Here is an 18,716-nt window from a genome sequence, read left to right on the forward strand (position 1 = left end):
GTGCGGGTGCTGCAGGTGGTGACGATGATCAGCCCCGACGGTGCGTACGGGGGACCCGCCCGTGTCGCGCTGAACCAGAGCGCGGAGCTGATCCGTCGCGGCACCACCGTCACCCTCGCCGCCTCGACTCGTGGGTATGCCGCCGCCCAGAGGGTGGTGGACGGCGTGCCGGTCCGCTTGTTCACCGCCAGGACCGTGCTGCCAGGGGCCGGATTCGCCGGCCTCGGCGCACCAGGTCTCGGTTACTGGTTTCGCCGCCACCGCACCGATTTCGACCTGGTGCACGTGCACCTCGGGCGTGATCTGGTCGTCCTTCCGCTGGCGGTGGCCGCGCGGCGATACGGCATCCCATACGCCCTGCAGACGCACGGGATGGTGGTCCCTTCCTGCCACCCTCTCGCGCCCGCGGTGGACGGCGTGTGGGTGCGCAGGGTGCTCAGGAGCGCCGGTGCCGTGTTCTACCTGACCCCACGGGAACGCGAACAGCTCATCGAGGTCGCGGGGGAGTCGCTGCGGCTGATGCAGCTGGGAAACGGCGTGCCCGCCTATCCGGCCGGTGCCGAGGAGGGCACCCGAGAGGTCCTGTTCGCCGCTCGCCTGCACCCACGCAAACGTCCGATCGCTTTCGTCGAGATGGCCCGCATCCTGCTCGACGCCGGCGCCGACGCGCGATTCACGCTGATCGGTCCCGACGGCGGCGAGGGTGGGGCGGTGCGTGCGGCGATCGCGGGCGACGATCGCATCGTGTGGGAGGGGGCACTGGCCCCCGCATCCATCCCCCGACGGATCGCCGGGGCCGCTGTGTACGTGCTGCCGTCCGTCCGCGAGCCCTATCCGATGTCGGTGCTCGAGGCGATGTCCGTCGGACTTCCTGTCGTCGTGTCGAACGACTGCGGGCTCGCGCCGATGATCATGCGGACCGGCAGCGGCATCGTGGTCGACCCGTCCGTACCCGCCCTTGCCGATGCGGTCGAAAGCCTGCTCGCGGACCGGTCACTGGCACGGGATATGGGGCGGCGCGGACGGGAGACGACGCATCACGAGTTCGGCATGGACGCTGTCGGTGACCGTCTTGTGGCGGTGTACGCGAACATGGCCGGTGATCGGTCGTGACCCGCCCGCTCCGCGCGCCCCGCCTGCGGGTGGCGTTGATCGCCGGGGTGCTTGCGGTGACCGCGGCCGTCGCGATGGCCTCCGCGATCGCGCTGCGAGGCGACGCGGACGTCCCACAGCCGTTGCGAATCGCGGTCGTCGGCGACGACTACGCCGCGGGTACCCAGAATCGGGTGGTGTGGCCGACGTTGCTGGCGGAGCGCACCGGGTGGGCCGTGTCGAATTTCGCGCTTCCCGGCGCCGGATATGCGGCCGACGGCAGGGGTGGCTACGCCTTCACGTATCAGGTGGACAGGGCGCAGGGCGCCGGCCCCGACATCATCCTGGTGGTCGGCGGGTTGCAGGACACCGGATTCCCCGATGCCGGCCCGATCAAGGTGGGCGCCGCCGCCGTGGTCGACAAGGCGGTTCTCGGCGGCGAGCGGCTCCTCGTCATCGGCCCGACCTGGTACGAGACCCCGGTGCCCGACTCGGTCAGGCGCGTATCCGATGCCGTCCGTGGCGTCGCGGATTCGGCGGGCATCTCGTTCCGCGAGGCGATCGATCCCCCGTGGCTGACAACGGATGTGATGCTGCCCGACCTCGCGGGACCCACCGATGCCGGGCAGTCCGTGCTCGCGGACACGATTGCGGAGTGGGTCCGGGCGGAGGTGGGCGGGTGAGGAAGGTCCGGTGGTGCGATGTGGCCCTGCTGGCGTTCGCCGCGGTGACACTGATCGGCCTGGCGGCGGTCGCCAGGCCCTCTGCTGGGGAATCGTCGGCGGTGCCCCAGCCCACCATGACCGTGCAGCGCCCGTCCACCGATCCGCAGGCCCCGCCTGCGGCCCTGTTCATCGGCGATTCCTACACGCAGGGAAGCGAATCGGAGGAGTTGACGTACGCATGCCAGGCCGCGGCCCAGGCGGGGTGGCAGTGCGCGGTGGCGGCGTTTCCTGGGACCGGCTACATCAGCGGTGGCCCCGCCAACAGATTCGACTTCGAGTATCTCGGCGAATCGGACTCCTTCGTCGAACGCATCCAGAAGCTGGGATCGGTGTACCGACCGGACATCGTGGTCCTCGACGGTGGCCGCAACGACGGCTTCCCGCCCGCCGACGACGTCTACAAGGCGATGGTCTCCACCATCGGGGAGGCGAGACGCATCTGGCCCGAGGCGGAGATCGTCTTCATCAGACCGAGATTCCTGGCCGACCCGCGCGGCGACGCGGGCTTCGGTGACGACTTCATGCGCCGCCTCGAGTCCGACCCGGCCGCCGCGGGCGTCCGCTTCGTGGACCCGATCGCCGGCGCCCCGTTCGCCGGTGGCGATACGTCCGGGCTGTTGGCCGCTGACGGGGTGCACCCGAACCTCGCGGGTGACCGGCAGATCAGTGCGGCCCTCGCGGCTGCCCTTGTCGCCTCCGGAGCGGAGGGCGCACGATGAGCACCACGGGGCACCAAGCCGTGCTCGCCTACGCTCGCGTCCTGCGTCGGCGATGGCGCTGGGTGGCCTGGGGGGCGCTGCTGGCACTCGGCGCCGGGATCGTGGGCCTGCTCGTCGTCCCGCCGATGTATCGGTCGACGGCGACCGTCTTCATCCGGACACCGGGCGACGTCAGCCGTGTTGTCGACGGGGGCGACAGGTACGCGCAGAACCGCGCGGGAACCTATGTCGAGCTGGCAGGTAGCACGGGCCTTGCGGCGCGGGTGATCGCGGACCTCGGCGTCGACGCCAGCCCGGAGGAGTTCGCCGATCGCATCACCGCCACCGCCGTGCCCGGCACCGTGCTGATCGATGTCGCGGTCGACGCCTCGTCCGCCGATCAGGCCCAACGCACCGCGACCGTGTTCCTGTCCGAGTTCGCGGAGACGGTGCGGGTGCTCGAATCGGTCGATGGTGCTGTGATGCCCCGAGCCCAACTCGTGGTCGTGGATGCCCCGGGGCCGCCGAGCCGGGCACGATTCTGGGGTGTCCCGACGCTCGTGGTGCTTTCGGCGGCACTCCTGATCGGGGCGGTCCTCGGCGCGGCGGGTGCCGTCGTGCGGTCGATGTTCGATCGCGCGGTCCGCGACCCGCGCGACGTTGCCCGCCTAGCAGGAGCGCCGGTGCTCGGTTCGATCGACCTCCGGTCAACGGGGTCCGTCACCGAGGATGCCCGGCTCGTACGACGCCGGTTGCAATCGTTGACGGGCGACCCTGATCGAGGGGTCATCGCGGTCACCGCGCCCCACGACGGTTCGGCGGCCGCAGCCGCAAGCCGTGCACTCGAGGCGGTGCTGCGCGAGCGACACGAGTCGGTGATCCTGGTGGATCTGGATCTGCGTTCCCGCCGGTTGACGGAACTTCTTGGGATGGAAGAGGTCCCGGGGGTATCGGATGTTCTCGGCGGTCACACCGCACTCGTGGCGGCGGTGTCGGACCACGAGGACGGAGCTGTCCTGAGCGCAGGCAGCGTGGTCGACCTCCCCTCGTCGTTCATCGACTCCGCCGCGCTGCCCGCCATGATCGGCGAGCTCCGCGAGCGGTATGCCTGGGTGCTGCTCGCCTGTCCGCCCACGTTGTCGGCAGCCGATGTCGATGTGATCGCGGCGGCCGCAGACGCGGTGGTGATCGTTGTGCGCAGCGGTGTCACCACGGACAGCGAACTACTCGAGACCGCAGCCGCCCTGCCCCCGCCGACGGTGTCCGCGGCGCTGCTCGACCGGGGATCCGATCCGGGCACGTTCGGATTGCTTCGGTCAGGGAAAGGACAGGTGCAGTGATGGATGGTTCCGAGTTCCTCGCCGCGATTCGCCTGCGGTGGAGGTTGTTCCTGACGGTGGTGGTGGCCTGCGTCGCAATCGGTGTCGGCTGCGCGCTCGTGGCGCCTGCCGGGTACGTCTCGACCGTCCAGTTGCTGGTGGCCATCGATGGCTCAACGACCTCGTCCGCGTACCAGAACGACGAGGTGGTGTCGGGGCGCGTCAATTCTTACGTCGCATTGTTGACGAGCGAGGCCGTCACTCAGCGAGTGGTCGACGATCTGGGTCTGACGACGTCGGCGCGGGACCTCGCCGGCGACGTCAACGCCACCATCGTGCCGCCAAGGACGGCGGTGATCGACGTCGCCGTGACCGGCGAGTCACCGGACCAGGCGCGACTGCTCGCCGACACGCTCGCGCGCGAGTTCATCACGTACACGGACGCGCTCGAGTCACCGACGGGCGCGGATGATCAGAAGGTTCACACGAGCGTCGTCACCTCGGCGAGCGTGCCGCAGGCCGGTCTGCCGCGGCCGCTGACGTTCGGCGCGCTCGGCGCGCTGGTGGGGCTGGTGTTGGGATCGGTGGCCGTGTGGTTGCGCGCGCGCACGGACCCCGTGATCCGGACACCGGAGCGGGCGGCTGCGGCGGCGGGGCTGCCGGTGATCGGCTCGGTCGCCGGTGCCGATCCTGCGGCCGGTGAGGACCTCGAGGGCTATCGCCGACTGCGCACCCGACTGCGGTCGACGACGACGACGGCGGTGGCAGGCGAGGCCACCGAGCGCGGCCGGGCATGGGTGCTGACGTGCGCGGACGGAGAGTCGGGCGGCGCCGCGGTGGCGTCGAACCTCGGCCGCGCACTCGCGGTGGGCGGAGAGCGGGTGATCCTCGTCGACGCGAACCCTGCCGGCCCGGCGATCGCCGACGAATCCGAACCGGGGCTGTTCCAGGTCCTCGCAGGGTCGGCGACGGTGGACCAGGCGGTCCGGCGTCAACTGGACGGACGACCGGACGTCTTACCCGCGGGCTCCTGCGAGGAAGAACCCGGCGACATGCTGGCGACGCCCGGCATGCGCATGCTGGTACACCGGCTGCGCATCGAGTACTCGCACATTGTCATCGCGGCCCCGCCAGTCCTGCGCACGGTCGCAGCCTCGGTGGTGAGCGAGTACGCCGACGGCGTGCTGCTCGTCGTCGTGCCCGGCACCACCCGGCGGCGCGAGCTGACCCGCGCCGTCGAGAAGCTGGGCGCGACGGGTGTCCCGGTCGTCGGAACGGTGATGTGCGTGGAGCCCGCGGACCACCGGTGGCGATGAGGTGCCCGGCTCAGGTCGACAGGTGCGGCGGAATGCGTTGTCGTGCACGCGTCGACCGCAGCATGTCCGCCAGCGCAACTGCACAGCGGAACAGTCCTGCATACACGGCGCCGTGAGACCGCCGGACGTAGCGAATCCGGTTGACCGACATGGGAGTCCCCAGGGAAGACACGGTCCCCGAACCGCTGCCTCGGTGGGTCACGACCGCCGCCGGCTCGAATCGGACCCGGTGGCCGGAGGCCCGGATCTTGCGGCAGTAGTCGGCCTCCTCCGAGAACAGGATGTGCTCCTCGTTCCACGCCCCCAACTCGCGAGCCAGGGTGGAGCGCAGCAGAACCGCGGCGCCGGTCGCCCAGTCCACATCCCACGGTGTGGCGTAATCTTCTGGCCGGTAGTCGATCTCGGTGAGAAATCCCGGCCGCGACGGGAAGTGGCTGCCGAAGATCGCATCACCCGCGGCGCGGGTCAGTGACGGTTCACGTCGTAGCGAGGGGTAGATCGCCCCGTCGCGGTCGAGGATCGTTGGGACCACGGCCCCGACCCCGCGATCGCCGAGCGCGGAGAGTAACTGGCTGATCGTGTCTGGCCGCACCTCGAGGTCCGGATCGAGCAGCAGAACCGCAGCACACGGATCGACGAGCGGGAGCGCCACGTTGATTCCCTCCGCATAGCCGAGATCGCCACCCGATCGGATCAGGTGGACATCCGAGTGGATCGGAGCGAATTCGGCTGTGCCGTTTGATGATCGGTTGTCGACAATGATCAGACGAATCGGATGTTCCAGCGCGGCGAGTCGGAGTCCGTCGATCAGGGTGTGTAGATCGGATGCGCTCTTGTGCGTCACGATGACGATCGTCACCGTGGCCCGGATGCCGTTCGGGACGAACCTTCCTCGTCTGCCAGGGGCCCGCGGGAGGTCGGTCGGGCCGGCGGCGACCGCGCGCGAACGACGCACGAGTCGCAGCATCGCGGGCGGACCCTCGATCAGGTAGCGATGTCCCAGCCGCCGGGGTTCCCTGGCCAGCCGCCACGCCCATTCGAGCCCATCGTTCGTTGCCCATTGCGGTGCCCTCGGGATTCGGCCTGCCAGGAAGTCCACCACCGCGCCGAAGGCCAGCAGTACCCGTGCGCCCGTGGCGACACCGAACTGGGCAATCCAATTCTCCTGACGCGGTTTTCCCAGCGCGACCACCAGGATCTCGACGTCCGCGTCACGGATCGCGTGCGCCAGGCGCGCAGATGCCGCCATGTCGGTCAGCTCGGATCGATCGGGCGCCCACGTCCCGACGATCTCGAGCGTCGGGTACCGAGCATCCATCGCCTCGGTCAGTTGCCCATGTGTTTCGACGGACCCGCCGAGGAACCCGATGCGGGCACCGTCTCGTGCCGCACGCTCGAGAATCGGTTCGATCAGGTCGCTGCCGGACAGCTTCGGCCATTTACGACCGGTCAGCGTCTTCGCCTTGCGTACCAGCGGGAAACCGTCGAGCAGTGTGAGCCACCTCAGATCGGCTGTCGGCCCGTCCACGGATACGGCGGGCGGACGGTCCAACCACGAGTCGCCTGCGCCGAAATGGTGAATGTGGTCCAGGTTCGCGGAAGCGACGGCGAGCGGTCCAGGGGCGGTGAGCGCGTCGAAGATCAGCGAGATCGCGGACTCGCGATTGATCAGGTCGACTGCGACCTGGTCGACGAGCATTCGTGGCCACGGCGGCGGATGTGCACTCATCGAGTCGGCCCTACTTGCCGCGGGCGGCCATCGACGCCCGCTTCGTCAGACCACCGGCCCGGCCGGTTTGCTGAGCGCGTGGCTCCCGGGTCCTCGGCTTGTCGCCACCGGACCAGTTGACCACCCACCGGCCGCCCAAACCAGGGAACTGGCGCTGCAACTCCGGCAGCAGGTCTGGAAGGGTGAGCAGCACCCAGTCGGGGTCGGCAGCGAGGAGTTGCCGGGGGGAGATGATGGGCACGTCGGTCCCAGGCATTCGCCTGCCCTGTTTCGATGACGAGGCATCGGCAACAGCTGAGACGAGCCGGCTGTCGATTCCGGCTCGACTGAACAAGGCGACGGCTCGCGACGCCGCCCCGTATCCGAACACGCGTCGGTCGTGGTAGGCCATCGATTCGAGTAGGAGGCGCAACCAGTCGGAGTGCCGGTCCGCTGCATGCTGCAGTCGGCTGACCGCATGGGGCCGGTCGACCCCGAGGGCGGCCTCCGCATCCAGGATCCTCTGGACCGTGGCGTCGGTGTCGGCCCCACGACCGTGCCGAGCCGCGACCAGGACGGTGCCCCCGTACAGGTCGAACTCCCACGCGGCCGTGACGGCCATGCCGACATCCGCGAGCAGCCGACGCAGCACGGTCAGCGAATAGTACGCGAAGTGCCCATGGCGCAGCGCGTTCCACTGTTCGTGTTCGATGATCGTGCGCAGCGAGTGGAACTGGATCAGCAGCACGCCGTCATCGTCTGTGGATGCCGCCCGGCAACGGAACGCGGCCCGTTGATCGGGTTCGTGCATGATGCCGAAGCAGTCGAGAACCACCGACGCCCGTGCGCCACGCGCCGATCGCCGGAATCCCCGGTCCACCAGCAGGGGTAGCCAGCTGCCGCCGTGTGGACTGCCGAACTCGATCACCGTGTCGCCGATCAGGCCACCGGCTTCGCCGACGGTTCGAATGGCATCGACCGCCTGGTCCTTCAGAGCCTGCGGTTCGACCCCTCGGGGTTCATCGGCGTGCGTGTCATCGTCAGCCAGTTGCGCGAGTCCACATCGCGTGCACAGGTCCATCGCCAGGGGATGGGCCGATTCGCCCGGCGATACCGGAGTCGATGCGAGCGGAAAGAAGTCAGCGGCCGGCACTCTGCCCAGGTCGAGAACGCGGGCGGATTCGGTGCCGGGGCAGGCTCTGCATGTCATTGTGTCCCCCTCGGGGCAGGAACTTCTGGTCTCGACCGACCGAATGCGGCAAGATGGCCACATGCGCGTCGAAACCGCGGATCTGGCAGATGTTTTGGTGTTTCGCCCCGAGCCCTTTCGGGACGAGCGCGGGCTGTTCACCAGGACGTTCGACGCGCGGATTCTGGACAACGCACTGGCTGGGAAGACGTCCGGGGGCAGCCCGGTCAGGGCGGTGGACTTCATCCAGGACTCGCAGTCGAGATCGGTACTCGGCGTGATTCGAGGCATGCACGGCAGGTCCGGGCGAGGTGAGGCGAAGCTGGTCCGCTGTGCACACGGCGCGGTGCACGACGTGCTGGTGGACATCCGCCGGGATTCGCCGACCTTCGGGATGCAGCAGGCGTTCACCCTCGACGACGTCGACTTCGCTCACCTGTATGTACCCCGCGGATTCCTGCACGGCTTCCAGGCCCTCACACCGACCGCCGACGTCTGTTATCGAATCGATCGCGAGCATGATCCGGCGGAGGACGTCGCAGTGGCCTACGACGATCCGGACTTGGGGATCGTGTGGCCGATGCCGGTGTCGATGGTCAGCGTCAGGGACGCCACGGCGGGCGGATGGTCGCAACTTCTCGAGTCGCTCTGAGTGAGTCGGCATGTGGCGCTCAACCATGTCCGGCCTCGATCGGTTGGAAGCGGAGTGAGGAATCGAGTAGCCGTGCTGCCCTGAGCTTCTCGAGATGTATCAGCCGCGTGTATCGCCCGGTGAAATCCGCTTCGGACACGCCCCATCTGGTGTACTGCCGATACAACTCGACCGCGCCGTCCGCGACGCTCCACCGCGGCTCGTATCCGTCGAAGGCGGCCCGTACAGCCGAGAAGTCCACGCGGTACGAGCGGGCATCGGGCCCGGTTTCCCCGGTGATGGCCACGGTGGAGCCGGGCACCGCTGCGGCGACCGCTGCGGCGATCTGTGCGACCGTGACGTTGTTGGTCTCAGTGCCGACATTGTATGCGGCGCAATGGATCTTCTCTATCGGTGCCTCGAGGGCGCGGGTGAACGCCGTCGCGATGTCCTGCGCGTGCACCAGTGGACGCCACGGCGTCCCGTCGGACAGTACCCGGACCTCGCCGGTCAGCACAGCGACCCCGACCAGGTTGTTCAACACGATGTCGGCGCGCAGTCGTGGGGAGAATCCGAAAGCGGTCGCGTTGCGCAGGAATACGGGGGAGAACCCGGAGTCCGCGATGGCCGCGACGTCGTCCTCGACCCGGACCTTGCTCTCTGCGTACGGGGTCAGCGGGCGCAGCGGTGCGCTCTCGGTCACCAGGGTCTCGCCGGCTGAGCCGTACACGGAGCAGGTGGAGGCGTACAGGAACCGCCGGACACCGGCGTCCTTCGCGAGCCGGGCCAGCCGTACGGACGCATGGTGATTGATGTCGTAGGTGATCTGGGGCGCGAGAGATCCCAGCGGATCGTTCGACAGCGCGGCAAGGTGAACCACCGCATCGAAACCCGACAGGTCCGCCTCCGTGACGTCGCGCACGTCCATCCTGATCGAGGGCGGATCCACGGGGGTCGGCCCGAGGACACAGTCCGCGAACAGGCCGGAATCGAGACCGGTGACGTCGTGGCCTGCCGCCTGCAGTGCCGGAACCATGACCGTGCCCAGGTAACCCTGATGTCCGGTGACGAGTACCCGCATCGTCATTTCCTTCCGAACCGGAGGGTGGACTTCTCCAGGACGAAGGCCTCGGCATGGGGGCGATGGCACTGCACCCCGCGCAACCGCGACAGTCCGAGGAAGGCCTGCTCGTCGAACCAGTCGCGTGCCTTCTGCGACGGGTAGTGCTTGAGCACGATCCGCGCTTTCTCCTCGGCGACCCTGGCCGTGAGCGGGTGAAACACCGTTGGTTGGGGCGTGTCCGCCTCCCATTTGAGGATCTCGTACCCCAACACGAGGTGGTCCCGGAACACCGTCGGCACCAGTTCGGCCAGCAGCCGGTGGTCCTGGTGCGCGTCGCCACGTTGGGGTGCGAACACCACGTCGGGCGTGACGCCCCGCGCGAACGCCTCGAGCGCGGTCTTGATCGGATCCCAGTACCCGGGCGCGTGGCCGTCGGGGATGTCGAGAACGGTGAGTTCGAGGTCCCCGCCGGGGCACAGGGCGGCGAGCGCGTGCCGTTCCTCGATCTCACGGCGCGAATCGGTCCCGGACATGACGAAGGCGTGAACGCGGAGCCCCGGCAGGACGGTCGTGAGGGTGAGCAGGGTGCCGCCGACTCCGATGGCGATGTCGTCGCAGTGTGCGCCGAGCAATGCCACCTCGCCGATGCTGAGTGCGTGTAGGTCGATCATGAGCTTTGCACCGGTTGTGGGGTCTCCCAGACGGTCCATGGGTGGATGCCGTGGGTATAGCCGTCGTCGAGCTCTGCGCGTTCTTTGAAGGTATCGGCGGGTTTCCAGAACCCCTCGTGCCGATAGCCGAAGAGCCTGCCCTGGCCGGCGAGGGGTTGGCACACGTCAGCGACGAGATCGCCGCCAGGGGGCAGCAGGTCGAAGATCTCCTGACTGAGAACGAAGTAGCCGCCGTTCTCCCAGATCGGGAATCGACTGATCGGTGTTATCTCCTTGATCTCGCCGTTCTCCGCCACGTCGACGCAATGGAACGACGATTGCGGTGGCACCACGAGGATGGAGGCAGTAGCGCCCGACTCGTGGAACCGCTCGATCACGCGGTCGAGTGGGGCGTCGGTGAGGACGTCCGCGTAGTTCGCGAGAAAGTAGGGGTCACCGTCCAGGTACTTGCGGACACGACGCAGCCGCTCGCCGATGGCGGATTCGAGGCCGGTGTCGACGAACGTGACGGACCAGTCGCTGATGTCGGTGTGCAGCAACTCGACTCGGTCGTTGTGGAGCACGAAGTCGTTTGACTGCTCTTCGTGGTAGTCGAGGAAGAAGTCCTTGATCTTGGCGGCACCGTAGCCGAGGCACAGGATGAATTCGGTATGGCCGAAATGAGCGTAGTACCGCATGATGTGCCACAGCAGCGGGCGGGGGCCGACCATCTGCATCGGTTTGGGGATCTCGTCGCTCCGGTCGTTGCGCATGCGCATCCCGTATCCACCGCAGAACAGAACGACTTTCATACTGTTCACCTCCTGTTGAGCCCGTGAATGTCAGCGGTCGCGCCCGCTTACGGCGCGGCTGGGTGCAGATGAGGCAGCGGGAACATCAGCTCGCCGCCCCACTCGGTGATGTAGCGGAGCTGTTCGGTGATCTCCGGCTCCAGGTTCCACGGCAACGCGAGTACCACGTCGGGGCGGTCCTTGGCGATCTGTCGGGGATCGAGAATCGGTATCCGTGCACCAGGGGTGAACCGGCCCTGCTTGTAGGGGTTTCGGTCCACGGTGTACTCGAGCAGGTCACTTCGAATGCCGCAGTAGTTGAGCAGGGTGTTGCCCTTGCCAGGGGCCCCGTAGCCGACGACGGTCTTGCCCTGGTCGCGGCAATCGAGGAGGAAGCGCAGCAGTTCGTGCCGGACGCTTCGTGCGAGCCCGGCAAGGTGGAGATAGCCGGCTGCGTCGTGGAGTCCCGCCTGCTCCTCGGCCGACAGCAGCTCCCGGACCCGCGGGCTGGGCTGATCTGCCGCCGCGTCCGGCTGTGCCCAGATGCGAATCGATCCGCCATGTGTCGGCAGCGACTCGACGTCGACGACGGCGAGACCCGCCGTGGCGAGCGCCCGAGCCGCGGACAACACCGTGTAGTACTGGAAGTGCTCGTGGTAGACGGTGTCGAACTGGCCGAGCGCGACAAGATTCAATGCGTGGTGGACCTCGATGCTCAGCCAGCCGTCGTCCGCCATGAGCGTACGGAGCGCTTGGGTGAAACCGATCAGGTCCGGGATGTGTGCGTACACGTTGTTGGCAACCACGAGGGCTGCCGCCCCGTACTCGGACCGGATGGAGGCCGCGAGTTGCTCGTCGAGGAACTCGGTCATCGTCGGTACCCCGCGGGCGCGGGCCGCCGCGCCGACGTTGTGCGACGGCTCGATCCCCAGGCACGGGATGCCGGCGGTCACCACGTGCTGCAGGAGATAGCCGTCATTGCTGGCGACCTCGACCACCAGCGAGCGTTCGTCGAGTCCGAGTCGGCCGACGGCGTGGTCCACGAAGCGCCGGGCGTGGTCGACCCAGGTGTCCGAGAACGAGGAGTAGTAGGCGTACTCGGTGAAGGTGTCCTCGGGTGTGATCAGCGCCGGGATCTGCAGCAGCAGACAGTCTTCGCACAGCCGCAGGTGCAGCGGGTAGGTCGGCTCGGGGCGATCGAGTTCGTCGGCCATGAGGAACTTCTCGCATGGCGGAGTCGCGCCGAGATCGAGGACGCTCACGAGGCGGTTCGAGGAGCAGAGTCGGCAGCGCACGCCATGTCCTTCCGATCAACCCGATCGAGGGGACGAGCTTCGCGAGGCGGACGTCTCATAGATGGATCAGTTCGGCCCTGATGGGTTCGATCTCTCCAACTAACCACACCCAAAGTCTTCAATCAAGAGAAAAACAGACCTTGGGTAGGTTATTTAAAATGTGTCGTTCGGTCATCGGGGCGGGGCGCCGGAATCGGCGCAGGCAGTCTAAATAGCAGCACACGCCCCGCGTTGTTGAGCTCGTTTTTCATCTGTTTGAGGGCAGAGCCGGGACGTTGCGTCGGCGGTATGGTTGATCTGCATTCACGGAGTCGGCCGCCACCGTCACCGGTGGCCCGTTCCAGGGAGGATCCGCGCAATGAGCAGGCGGCCGAGTGGTGAGATCGAATTCCTCGAACTCGGGGAGACCCTAGTGGCAGGCCTGCCGGTGCGAAGTCCGAAGCGGCCACTCGGTTCACTGCGGGACCGCAATCTCGAATCGGCTTGGTCCGGCGTTCTCCAGGAAGACCTGCCGGGGCCGTTGGCGTCGATCTACACCGACCACGCGCCCGAGAACGATTCGTACTACACCCAGATCGTCGGTTACCAGTGCTCGTCGATCGACGAGGCGTTGCGGGGGCACGTGGTCGCCCGGATCCCCGCCGGTCGATACGCAAGGTTCGTCTCCCTCGGTGAGTTCCCCGGCGTGGTGGCCGGATTGTGGGACCAGGTCCGTGCTGCGGAGGAATCGGGGCAGATCAACCGGTCCTTCACCGGAGATTTGGAACGCTATCCGAATGCCTTTCGGATCGATCTGTATGTTTCGGTTCGATCCTCGTCTGGAGAGACGCGCGCATGAGCTTCGAAATCGTTAAACGCGGAGCACAGGACTTCGGTGGACTGGTCCTGCCGAATGTCGAGACCGGACCGGGCGAAAGGGCCGGTGGGCTAGTGGAGTTCACACGCGAACGAATCCTCCAGCGCGGGGTCTCGGAGATCGTCACTGTCTATGTTCCGAATCGTGACGGCGGGTTGTCGGCGGTGATCGGATACCCGTGCGGCGATCTCGATGACCTCGTCGTCGGTGACGTGCTCGTGCGGGTGCCCGCCGGCTACTTCGCGGCGTTCACCCCGGATGGCCCTGTCGATGATCCGATCGACGATGTATGGCGGCAGGCGGAGCTGGCGGCGAAGGAGGGGCACATCGACCGCGCATTCGCCGAGGAGGTCGAGGTGACCCGAGCGCCGAGTGTCGTCGAGCTGTTCATTTCTCTCGTATAGCGGACACCTATCTGATACCTACGCCGCGGTTCGCCTTGTTTGGATCGCGGAATGTCCCATGGTGACAAAGCACGGACAAACGAGAAGAGTTATTGGTCAGAAGCGAGATTGTCGGCCCGAGCGCCGGCCGGAAGAAATTGCTCGAACCTGCGGTCTGATGTCTGCCCGGCCGGTGCTTCGACCCGAAATGGAGCAATGGAGATGGCGAGTATCTCGGCCTGCATGACAACTCCGGAGAAAATCCAGCGTGTCGAATCCAGAAGTGTATGGGACCCGCGGTCACAATATCGATTCGTTGCGGCGTGTCCGGCAGGGGAGCCGGAACTCTGGTCGACATACCTGGAGGGAGCATTGGGCGGCTACCGCAAATACGGCGCCGAGAACGCACTCGACTACGAGCGGACACGCGATGGCGGGTCGACGGCGTTGTTCTTCGTGGCGATCGGAGGGGACGGGTGCGTGGCGGGCGGGTTGCGGGCACAGGGTCCCTATCAGCGCGTGGAGCAGGCTCATGCGACCGTGGAGTGGGCGGGGCATCCAGGCGCGACGGCGGTTCGCACGATGATCGCCGATCGCATCCCATTCGGTGTCGTCGAGATGAAGGCCGCATGGGTGGCGGACGGAGTGGCCCGCCGAACCGAGCTCACTCGATCCCTGGCCGGAATCGGTTGTTGCACATTGGAAATACTGGACGTCCAGTTCCTCCTGGCCACCGCTGCCGAGCACGTCCTTCAGTTGTGGGCCTCGTCTGGGGGTGAGGTCGCCCGGCACATCCCGCCCGCGCCGTACCCGGACGATCGGTACCGGACGCGCATGATGTGGTGGGATCGGCGCAACCGCCAGAATCTCGGCGTCAAGGGGGCAAGTCAGTTCAACAGGATGCGTGCGCCGTGGCCGAAGGACGACGATGATGAATCAGTCAGGCTGCACCGGTCGAACTGAGGCTCGGAGCGTGTCATGGAAGTGCCCCGCGAGCAGTACGCGGCGACCTTGCTCGTTGACGGGTGCGACGAGGACGCACGCCTGCTCGCCACCCTCCGCGCGAGGGAGGCGATCATCTTCCACGACGAACTCGAGGCACAGCAGCAGGGACTTCGTGCGATCCTCCCGCCGCTGGACTCGGCTGAGTCCCCGGCCTGGGCCTACTACCCATGGCGGAGAGCGGCCGTCCGGGTTCTCGGCCAAACCGAGTTCCGGTTGCTGCGGCTGGACCGGAATCGAAACAAGATCACTCGTACGGAACAGGAGCGGCTGACGGAGCTCGCCGTGGGGGTCGTCGGCCTCAGCGTCGGCCACGCGGTCGCGTTGGCGCTGACCCTCGAAGGCACCTGCGGTGCGATCAGGCTCGCCGACTTCGACGCCCTCGAGCTGTCGAATCTGAACCGGGTACCGGCGTCGGTCTTCGATCTCGGGGTCAACAAGGCCGTCGTCGCCGCCCGCCGGATCGCAGAGATCGATCCGTACCTCTCGGTGTCGGTGCAGACCGGAGGGGTCGGCGCCGACACACTCGACGAGTTCCTGCTTGGACTCGATCTCGTGATCGAGGAATGCGACTCGCTGGACATGAAGGTCGCGGTGCGGGCGGGTGCCCGCGCGCGTCGGATCCCGGTTCTGATGCAAACCAGCGACCGGGGCCTGGTCGACGTGGAACGGTTCGACCTCGAGCCCGACCGGCCCCTGTTCCACGGACTGCTCGGTGATGTCGACGGGGAATCGCTGGCCGGATTGTCGGCTGGGGGGAAGGTGGCGCCGGCGTTGCGGATCCTCGGCGCCGCGGACATCTCATCCCGGATGGCCGCATCCCTGGTCGAGCTGGGCACCACGCTGTCGACGTGGCCGCAGCTCGGTGGCGACGTGATGCTCGGCGGTGCTGCCTTGGCCGCGACCGTGCGACGGTTCGGATTGGGCCAGTCGCTGCCGTCCGGGCGCGTCCGGATCGATCTGGACGAGCGCCTCGACGCGTTGCGGGCACCGATGGTCGGCCGCGATCTCGCGGGTGGCGAGGCCACGCCCGCCGAAGGTCCGCCGGACGATGCCATCGGTGCGATGGTCCACGCGGTGAGCAGGGCGCCTTCGGGGGGCAACGCTCAGCCCTGGACGGTGCACACCGACGACGGTGGGCTCCGGCTGTATCTGGATCCCGGCCGGACGACGGCGATGGACGTGCAGCTCCGTGGCAGTTACGTTGCGCTCGGCGCCGCGCTCTTCAACGCAAGGGTGGCTGCCGCGGCACATGGCCGGCTCGGGCCGGTCGAGTTGTTCGGCGACGACGACGGGCCGACCCTGGTGGCCACCATGACCTTCGGCGACGGGGCCGACGACCAACTCGCCCGACGCTACGAGGCCATGCTTCGTCGTACGACGAACCGCCATGTCGGGGTGCCTGCGCCCATCGCCCCCGAGACCGAACTGGCGCTGGCGGGCGCGGCGCGTGCCGAGGGCGCGCGCCTGTCCATGGTCACCGATCTGCGTGACATCGGCGCGGCCGCCGAGGTGTTGGCTGACTCGGAGCGTGTGCGACTTCTCGACCCTCGACTGCACCGCGAGATGGTCGGCGAGCTGCGCTGGCCCGAGGACACATTGGATACGGGTATCGACATCCGGTCGCTCGAGCTCGATGACGCCGAAATGTCGACGATCGGAATCGTGAGCAGGCCCGATGTGATGACTCACCTGGCCGAATGGGACCTGGGTGGGGCTCTCGGTGCCGTCACACGGGATCGGGTCGTGTCCAGTTCTGCGCTCGCGGCGGTTGTCGTGAGCGGGTGCGAACCCCGTGACTTCGTCCGCGGTGGGTCCGCGGTGGAAAGCGTCTGGATCAGTGCCGAGGACCATGGATTGGCAGTGCAGCCGATCGCGCCGGTCTTCCTCTACGGAGTGGACGGGGTCGACCTCGAGGAACTGGCTCCGGTCTATTCCGGGCAGCTGTCCGAGGGGCAACGGGTGCTGCGGGCGTTGTTCGGGATCACATCGGGCGAGGTGTTCGCCCTGATCTTGCGGCTGAGCCATGCCCCCCGCGCAACGATTCGCAGCCGCCGCCGTCCGTCTGTGCTTGGCACGGCCACCGGGCACACGAAAGGCTGAGGGAGCGCGCATGTCTGTGCACAGTCTGGAGGAACTGGTCACCGCCGTCGCTTCGCGGCTGACCGCCACCGACGCCCGGACGTGGGTGGCCTCGGCCGAGCAGGTACTTCACGATCTGGTCGACTACTTCGAACTCGATGTGTGCTTCCTGCGGCGCAACGACCACGAGATCGGCGCGACGATCCTGGTCGCCGAGTGGCCGAAGCGGCCGTTCGTTCCCGATCCCGATCCGCTCGCCGTCGTCTACTTCGCCGACGCCGACCCGGACTTCGCCAGGGCGGAGCACCTGAAAGAGGTCGGATTCGTACATCCCGGGCAGGACAGCGAGGGGTATCAGGATCGGGTGGCCGAGAGCACGGGGGTGCCGCAGGTCACCCTCGCCGCGGTGCCGCTTTTGTCGGGGGAGGTGACAACAGGAACGTTGGGGTTCGTCAAGTTCGGGGACCGCGAGTGGAGTACCGCGGAAGTGAACGTGCTCAAGGCGATCGCGGCGCTGCTGACGCAGGTTCAGGAACGGGTGCGGGCCGAGGAGCAGATCCGGCATACGGCCGACCATGACGAGCTGACCGGCCTCGCGAACCGGCGCGTTCTGGTGGAGTGCTTGGAGCGCCGGATGGCGCGAGGGATGCCGGGACCGGTCGCGATCCTGTTCTTCGACCTGGATCGGCTCAAATCTCTCAACGACTTCCTGGGCCATACCGCGGGCGATGCCTTCATCGTCGAGGTGAGCGCTCGGTTACGCAGGTACGTGGATGGTCGGGACATCCTCGCCCGATTGGGCGGGGACGAGTTCGTCATCGTGTTCGGTGGGGAAGTCGACCTCGCGGCGGCCCGCGTCAAGGCGGCGCAGATCAACGGCATCGTGAACGAGGGCGTCCGGCTCGGCAGCGTGTCGGTGAGCCGCGGTGCGAGTTTCGGAATCGCGGTCGGGATGCCGGGTCAATGCTCGGGAGCGGATCTGCTGTGGCAGGCGGATCACGCCGTGTTGGCGGCAAAAGCGGAGGGGGGCAATGCCATCGCCACGTTCAACGAGGACATGCGGGCGGAGTTCGAGATCCGCACCGCCATCGAGCTGAGCCTCCGGACGTCGATCAACGACGACTCCCTGCACCTGGTGTATCAGCCGGAGGTCGACATGCGCGACGGCAAGGTGCTCGCGGTCGAAGCGCTGGTGCGATGGGACCATCCGACACTCGGGCTGTTGCTGCCGGCCTCCTTCATCGAGATCGCGGAGTCGACCAACCTCGCCTCCGAGCTCGGGACCTGGGTATTTCGAACGGCCTGCCGTCAGTTTGCGAAGTGGCGATCCGAGAACGCCGACCTCGATCTGTGCCTGAGGGTCAACGTATCTCCTGCACAACTGGTCGGCCTCGACTTCCTCGAAGGTACCGCTCAGGTCCTGGAGGAGTACGAGATCGCGGGCAACAGCGTGTGTCTGGAGATCACCGAGAACGCAATGGTGAGCGATCTCGATCGAACTCGGGTGACCCTGCGTGGGCTGTCCGACCTGGGTGTCCGGGTCGCCATCGACGACTTCGGCACTGGCTTCAGTGCGCTGGCGCAACTCAAGCAGCTCAAGGTCGATGTTCTCAAGATCGATCAGGAGTTCATCCGCGATCTAGGCCACAGTCGGGGCGATCTCGCCATCGTCAAATCGATTGTCAGCCTGGCGAAGTCGTTCGACGTCGACCTGGTGGCGGAGGGCGTGGAAACTGTGTCGGCCGCGCGAACCCTCCTGGAGCTCGGGTGTTATCGAGCCCAGGGGTTCCTGTTCAGTCATCCGCTGCCGGCCGACCAGGCGGGTGACCTGCTCCGTGCAGGGGCGATCCAGCCGTGGTTGGCGGCGGCCACCGGCCCTGTGCGGAAATAGACTCGGCATCCTTTTTTTGGGCAGA

17 protein-coding genes are annotated in these 18,716 nt (G+C 67.2%); 11 read left to right on the forward strand and 6 right to left on the reverse strand.

Annotation, left to right across the window (positions count from 1 at the left end):
• The first annotated feature begins 24 nt into the window (after positions 1 to 24).
• The 5 genes from RM1_RS00375 to RM1_RS00395 are packed head-to-tail and all read left to right on the forward strand — an operon-like array spanning position 25 to position 5,150.
• Positions 25 to 1,113, forward strand: coding sequence for a glycosyltransferase (locus RM1_RS00375; RefSeq protein WP_245815896.1), 1,089 nt, complete (start codon positions 25 to 27; stop codon positions 1,111 to 1,113).
• A complete protein-coding gene (locus RM1_RS00380; RefSeq protein ID WP_245815898.1) occupies positions 1,110 to 1,775 on the forward strand; it encodes an SGNH/GDSL hydrolase family protein in 666 nt (221 codons plus the stop codon). The genes RM1_RS00375 and RM1_RS00380 overlap by 4 nt, the downstream gene beginning before the upstream one ends.
• Positions 1,772 to 2,536, forward strand: coding sequence for an SGNH/GDSL hydrolase family protein (locus tag RM1_RS00385; protein ID WP_072749663.1), 765 nt, complete (start codon positions 1,772 to 1,774; stop codon positions 2,534 to 2,536). Before RM1_RS00380 ends, RM1_RS00385 begins: the two co-directional genes overlap by 4 nt.
• Positions 2,533 to 3,855: a hypothetical protein gene (locus RM1_RS00390; RefSeq protein ID WP_083576429.1), complete on the forward strand. Its 1,323-nt coding sequence runs from the start codon at positions 2,533 to 2,535 to the stop codon at positions 3,853 to 3,855. The genes RM1_RS00385 and RM1_RS00390 overlap by 4 nt, the downstream gene beginning before the upstream one ends.
• Positions 3,855 to 5,150, forward strand: coding sequence for a tyrosine-protein kinase domain-containing protein (locus tag RM1_RS00395; RefSeq protein WP_072749494.1), 1,296 nt, complete (start codon positions 3,855 to 3,857; stop codon positions 5,148 to 5,150). The genes RM1_RS00390 and RM1_RS00395 overlap by 1 nt, the downstream gene beginning before the upstream one ends.
• Before the next feature lie 10 nt (positions 5,151 to 5,160).
• Here the strand turns inward: RM1_RS00395 and RM1_RS00400 are convergent, their stop codons facing one another.
• Both RM1_RS00400 and RM1_RS00405 read right to left on the reverse strand, forming a co-directional pair.
• Positions 5,161 to 6,879, reverse strand: coding sequence for a WecB/TagA/CpsF family glycosyltransferase (locus RM1_RS00400; RefSeq protein ID WP_083576430.1), 1,719 nt, complete (start codon positions 6,877 to 6,879; stop codon positions 5,161 to 5,163).
• 10 nt (positions 6,880 to 6,889) lie between these two features.
• Complete coding sequence (locus RM1_RS00405; RefSeq protein ID WP_072749496.1) at positions 6,890 to 8,068, reverse strand: transferase; 1,179 nt, start codon at positions 8,066 to 8,068, stop codon at positions 6,890 to 6,892.
• A 61-nt stretch (positions 8,069 to 8,129) separates the two neighbouring features.
• On the opposite strand from RM1_RS00405, the gene RM1_RS00410 reads away from it, so the two are divergent.
• The gene (locus tag RM1_RS00410; RefSeq protein WP_072749497.1) at positions 8,130 to 8,699 is read left to right on the forward strand and encodes a dTDP-4-dehydrorhamnose 3,5-epimerase family protein; all 570 of its coding nucleotides are present in this window, start codon (positions 8,130 to 8,132) and stop codon (positions 8,697 to 8,699) included.
• 19 nt (positions 8,700 to 8,718) lie between these two features.
• On the opposite strand, the gene RM1_RS00415 is transcribed toward RM1_RS00410, so the two are convergent.
• From RM1_RS00415 to RM1_RS00430, 4 genes are read right to left on the reverse strand one after another with little or no spacing between them, the layout of a single operon-like run.
• On the reverse strand, positions 8,719 to 9,759 hold the full coding sequence (locus RM1_RS00415; RefSeq protein WP_072749498.1) for an NAD-dependent epimerase/dehydratase family protein: 1,041 nt from the start codon (positions 9,757 to 9,759) through the stop codon (positions 8,719 to 8,721).
• 2 nt (positions 9,760 to 9,761) lie between these two features.
• The gene (locus tag RM1_RS00420; RefSeq protein WP_072749499.1) at positions 9,762 to 10,412 is read right to left on the reverse strand and encodes a PIG-L deacetylase family protein; all 651 of its coding nucleotides are present in this window, start codon (positions 10,410 to 10,412) and stop codon (positions 9,762 to 9,764) included.
• Positions 10,409 to 11,203, reverse strand: coding sequence for a glycosyltransferase family protein (locus tag RM1_RS00425; RefSeq protein ID WP_072749500.1), 795 nt, complete (start codon positions 11,201 to 11,203; stop codon positions 10,409 to 10,411). The genes RM1_RS00420 and RM1_RS00425 overlap by 4 nt, the downstream gene beginning before the upstream one ends.
• A gap of 47 nt (positions 11,204 to 11,250) precedes the next feature.
• Positions 11,251 to 12,477 carry a class I SAM-dependent methyltransferase gene (locus RM1_RS00430; RefSeq protein ID WP_072749501.1) on the reverse strand — a complete coding sequence of 409 codons (1,227 nt, stop codon included), beginning with the start codon at positions 12,475 to 12,477 and terminating at the stop codon, positions 11,251 to 11,253.
• Positions 12,478 to 12,835: 358 nt separating this feature from the next.
• Here RM1_RS00430 and RM1_RS00435 point away from each other — a divergent pair, with 358 nt between their 5' ends.
• The 5 genes from RM1_RS00435 to RM1_RS00455 all read left to right on the forward strand — a co-directional run bounded on the left by RM1_RS00435 (position 12,836) and on the right by RM1_RS00455 (position 18,691).
• Positions 12,836 to 13,315: a GyrI-like domain-containing protein gene (locus RM1_RS00435; protein ID WP_072749502.1), complete on the forward strand. Its 480-nt coding sequence runs from the start codon at positions 12,836 to 12,838 to the stop codon at positions 13,313 to 13,315.
• Entirely contained in the window at positions 13,312 to 13,737 is a 426-nt protein-coding gene (locus tag RM1_RS00440; RefSeq protein ID WP_072749503.1) for a hypothetical protein, read from the forward strand. The genes RM1_RS00435 and RM1_RS00440 overlap by 4 nt, the downstream gene beginning before the upstream one ends.
• Positions 13,738 to 13,938: 201 nt before the next feature.
• The gene (locus tag RM1_RS00445; protein WP_143069421.1) at positions 13,939 to 14,679 is read left to right on the forward strand and encodes a hypothetical protein; all 741 of its coding nucleotides are present in this window, start codon (positions 13,939 to 13,941) and stop codon (positions 14,677 to 14,679) included.
• Between the two features lie 15 nt (positions 14,680 to 14,694).
• A complete protein-coding gene (locus tag RM1_RS00450; protein WP_072749505.1) occupies positions 14,695 to 16,821 on the forward strand; it encodes an Rv1355c family protein in 2,127 nt (708 codons plus the stop codon).
• Positions 16,822 to 16,831: 10 nt separating this feature from the next.
• Positions 16,832 to 18,691 carry a putative bifunctional diguanylate cyclase/phosphodiesterase gene (locus RM1_RS00455; RefSeq protein WP_072749506.1) on the forward strand — a complete coding sequence of 620 codons (1,860 nt, stop codon included), beginning with the start codon at positions 16,832 to 16,834 and terminating at the stop codon, positions 18,689 to 18,691.
• Positions 18,692 to 18,716: the final 25 nt, after the last annotated feature.

Source organism: Rhodococcus maanshanensis NBRC 100610 (assembly GCF_001894865.1).
Taxonomy (GTDB): domain Bacteria; phylum Actinomycetota; class Actinomycetes; order Mycobacteriales; family Mycobacteriaceae; genus Rhodococcus_G; species Rhodococcus_G maanshanensis.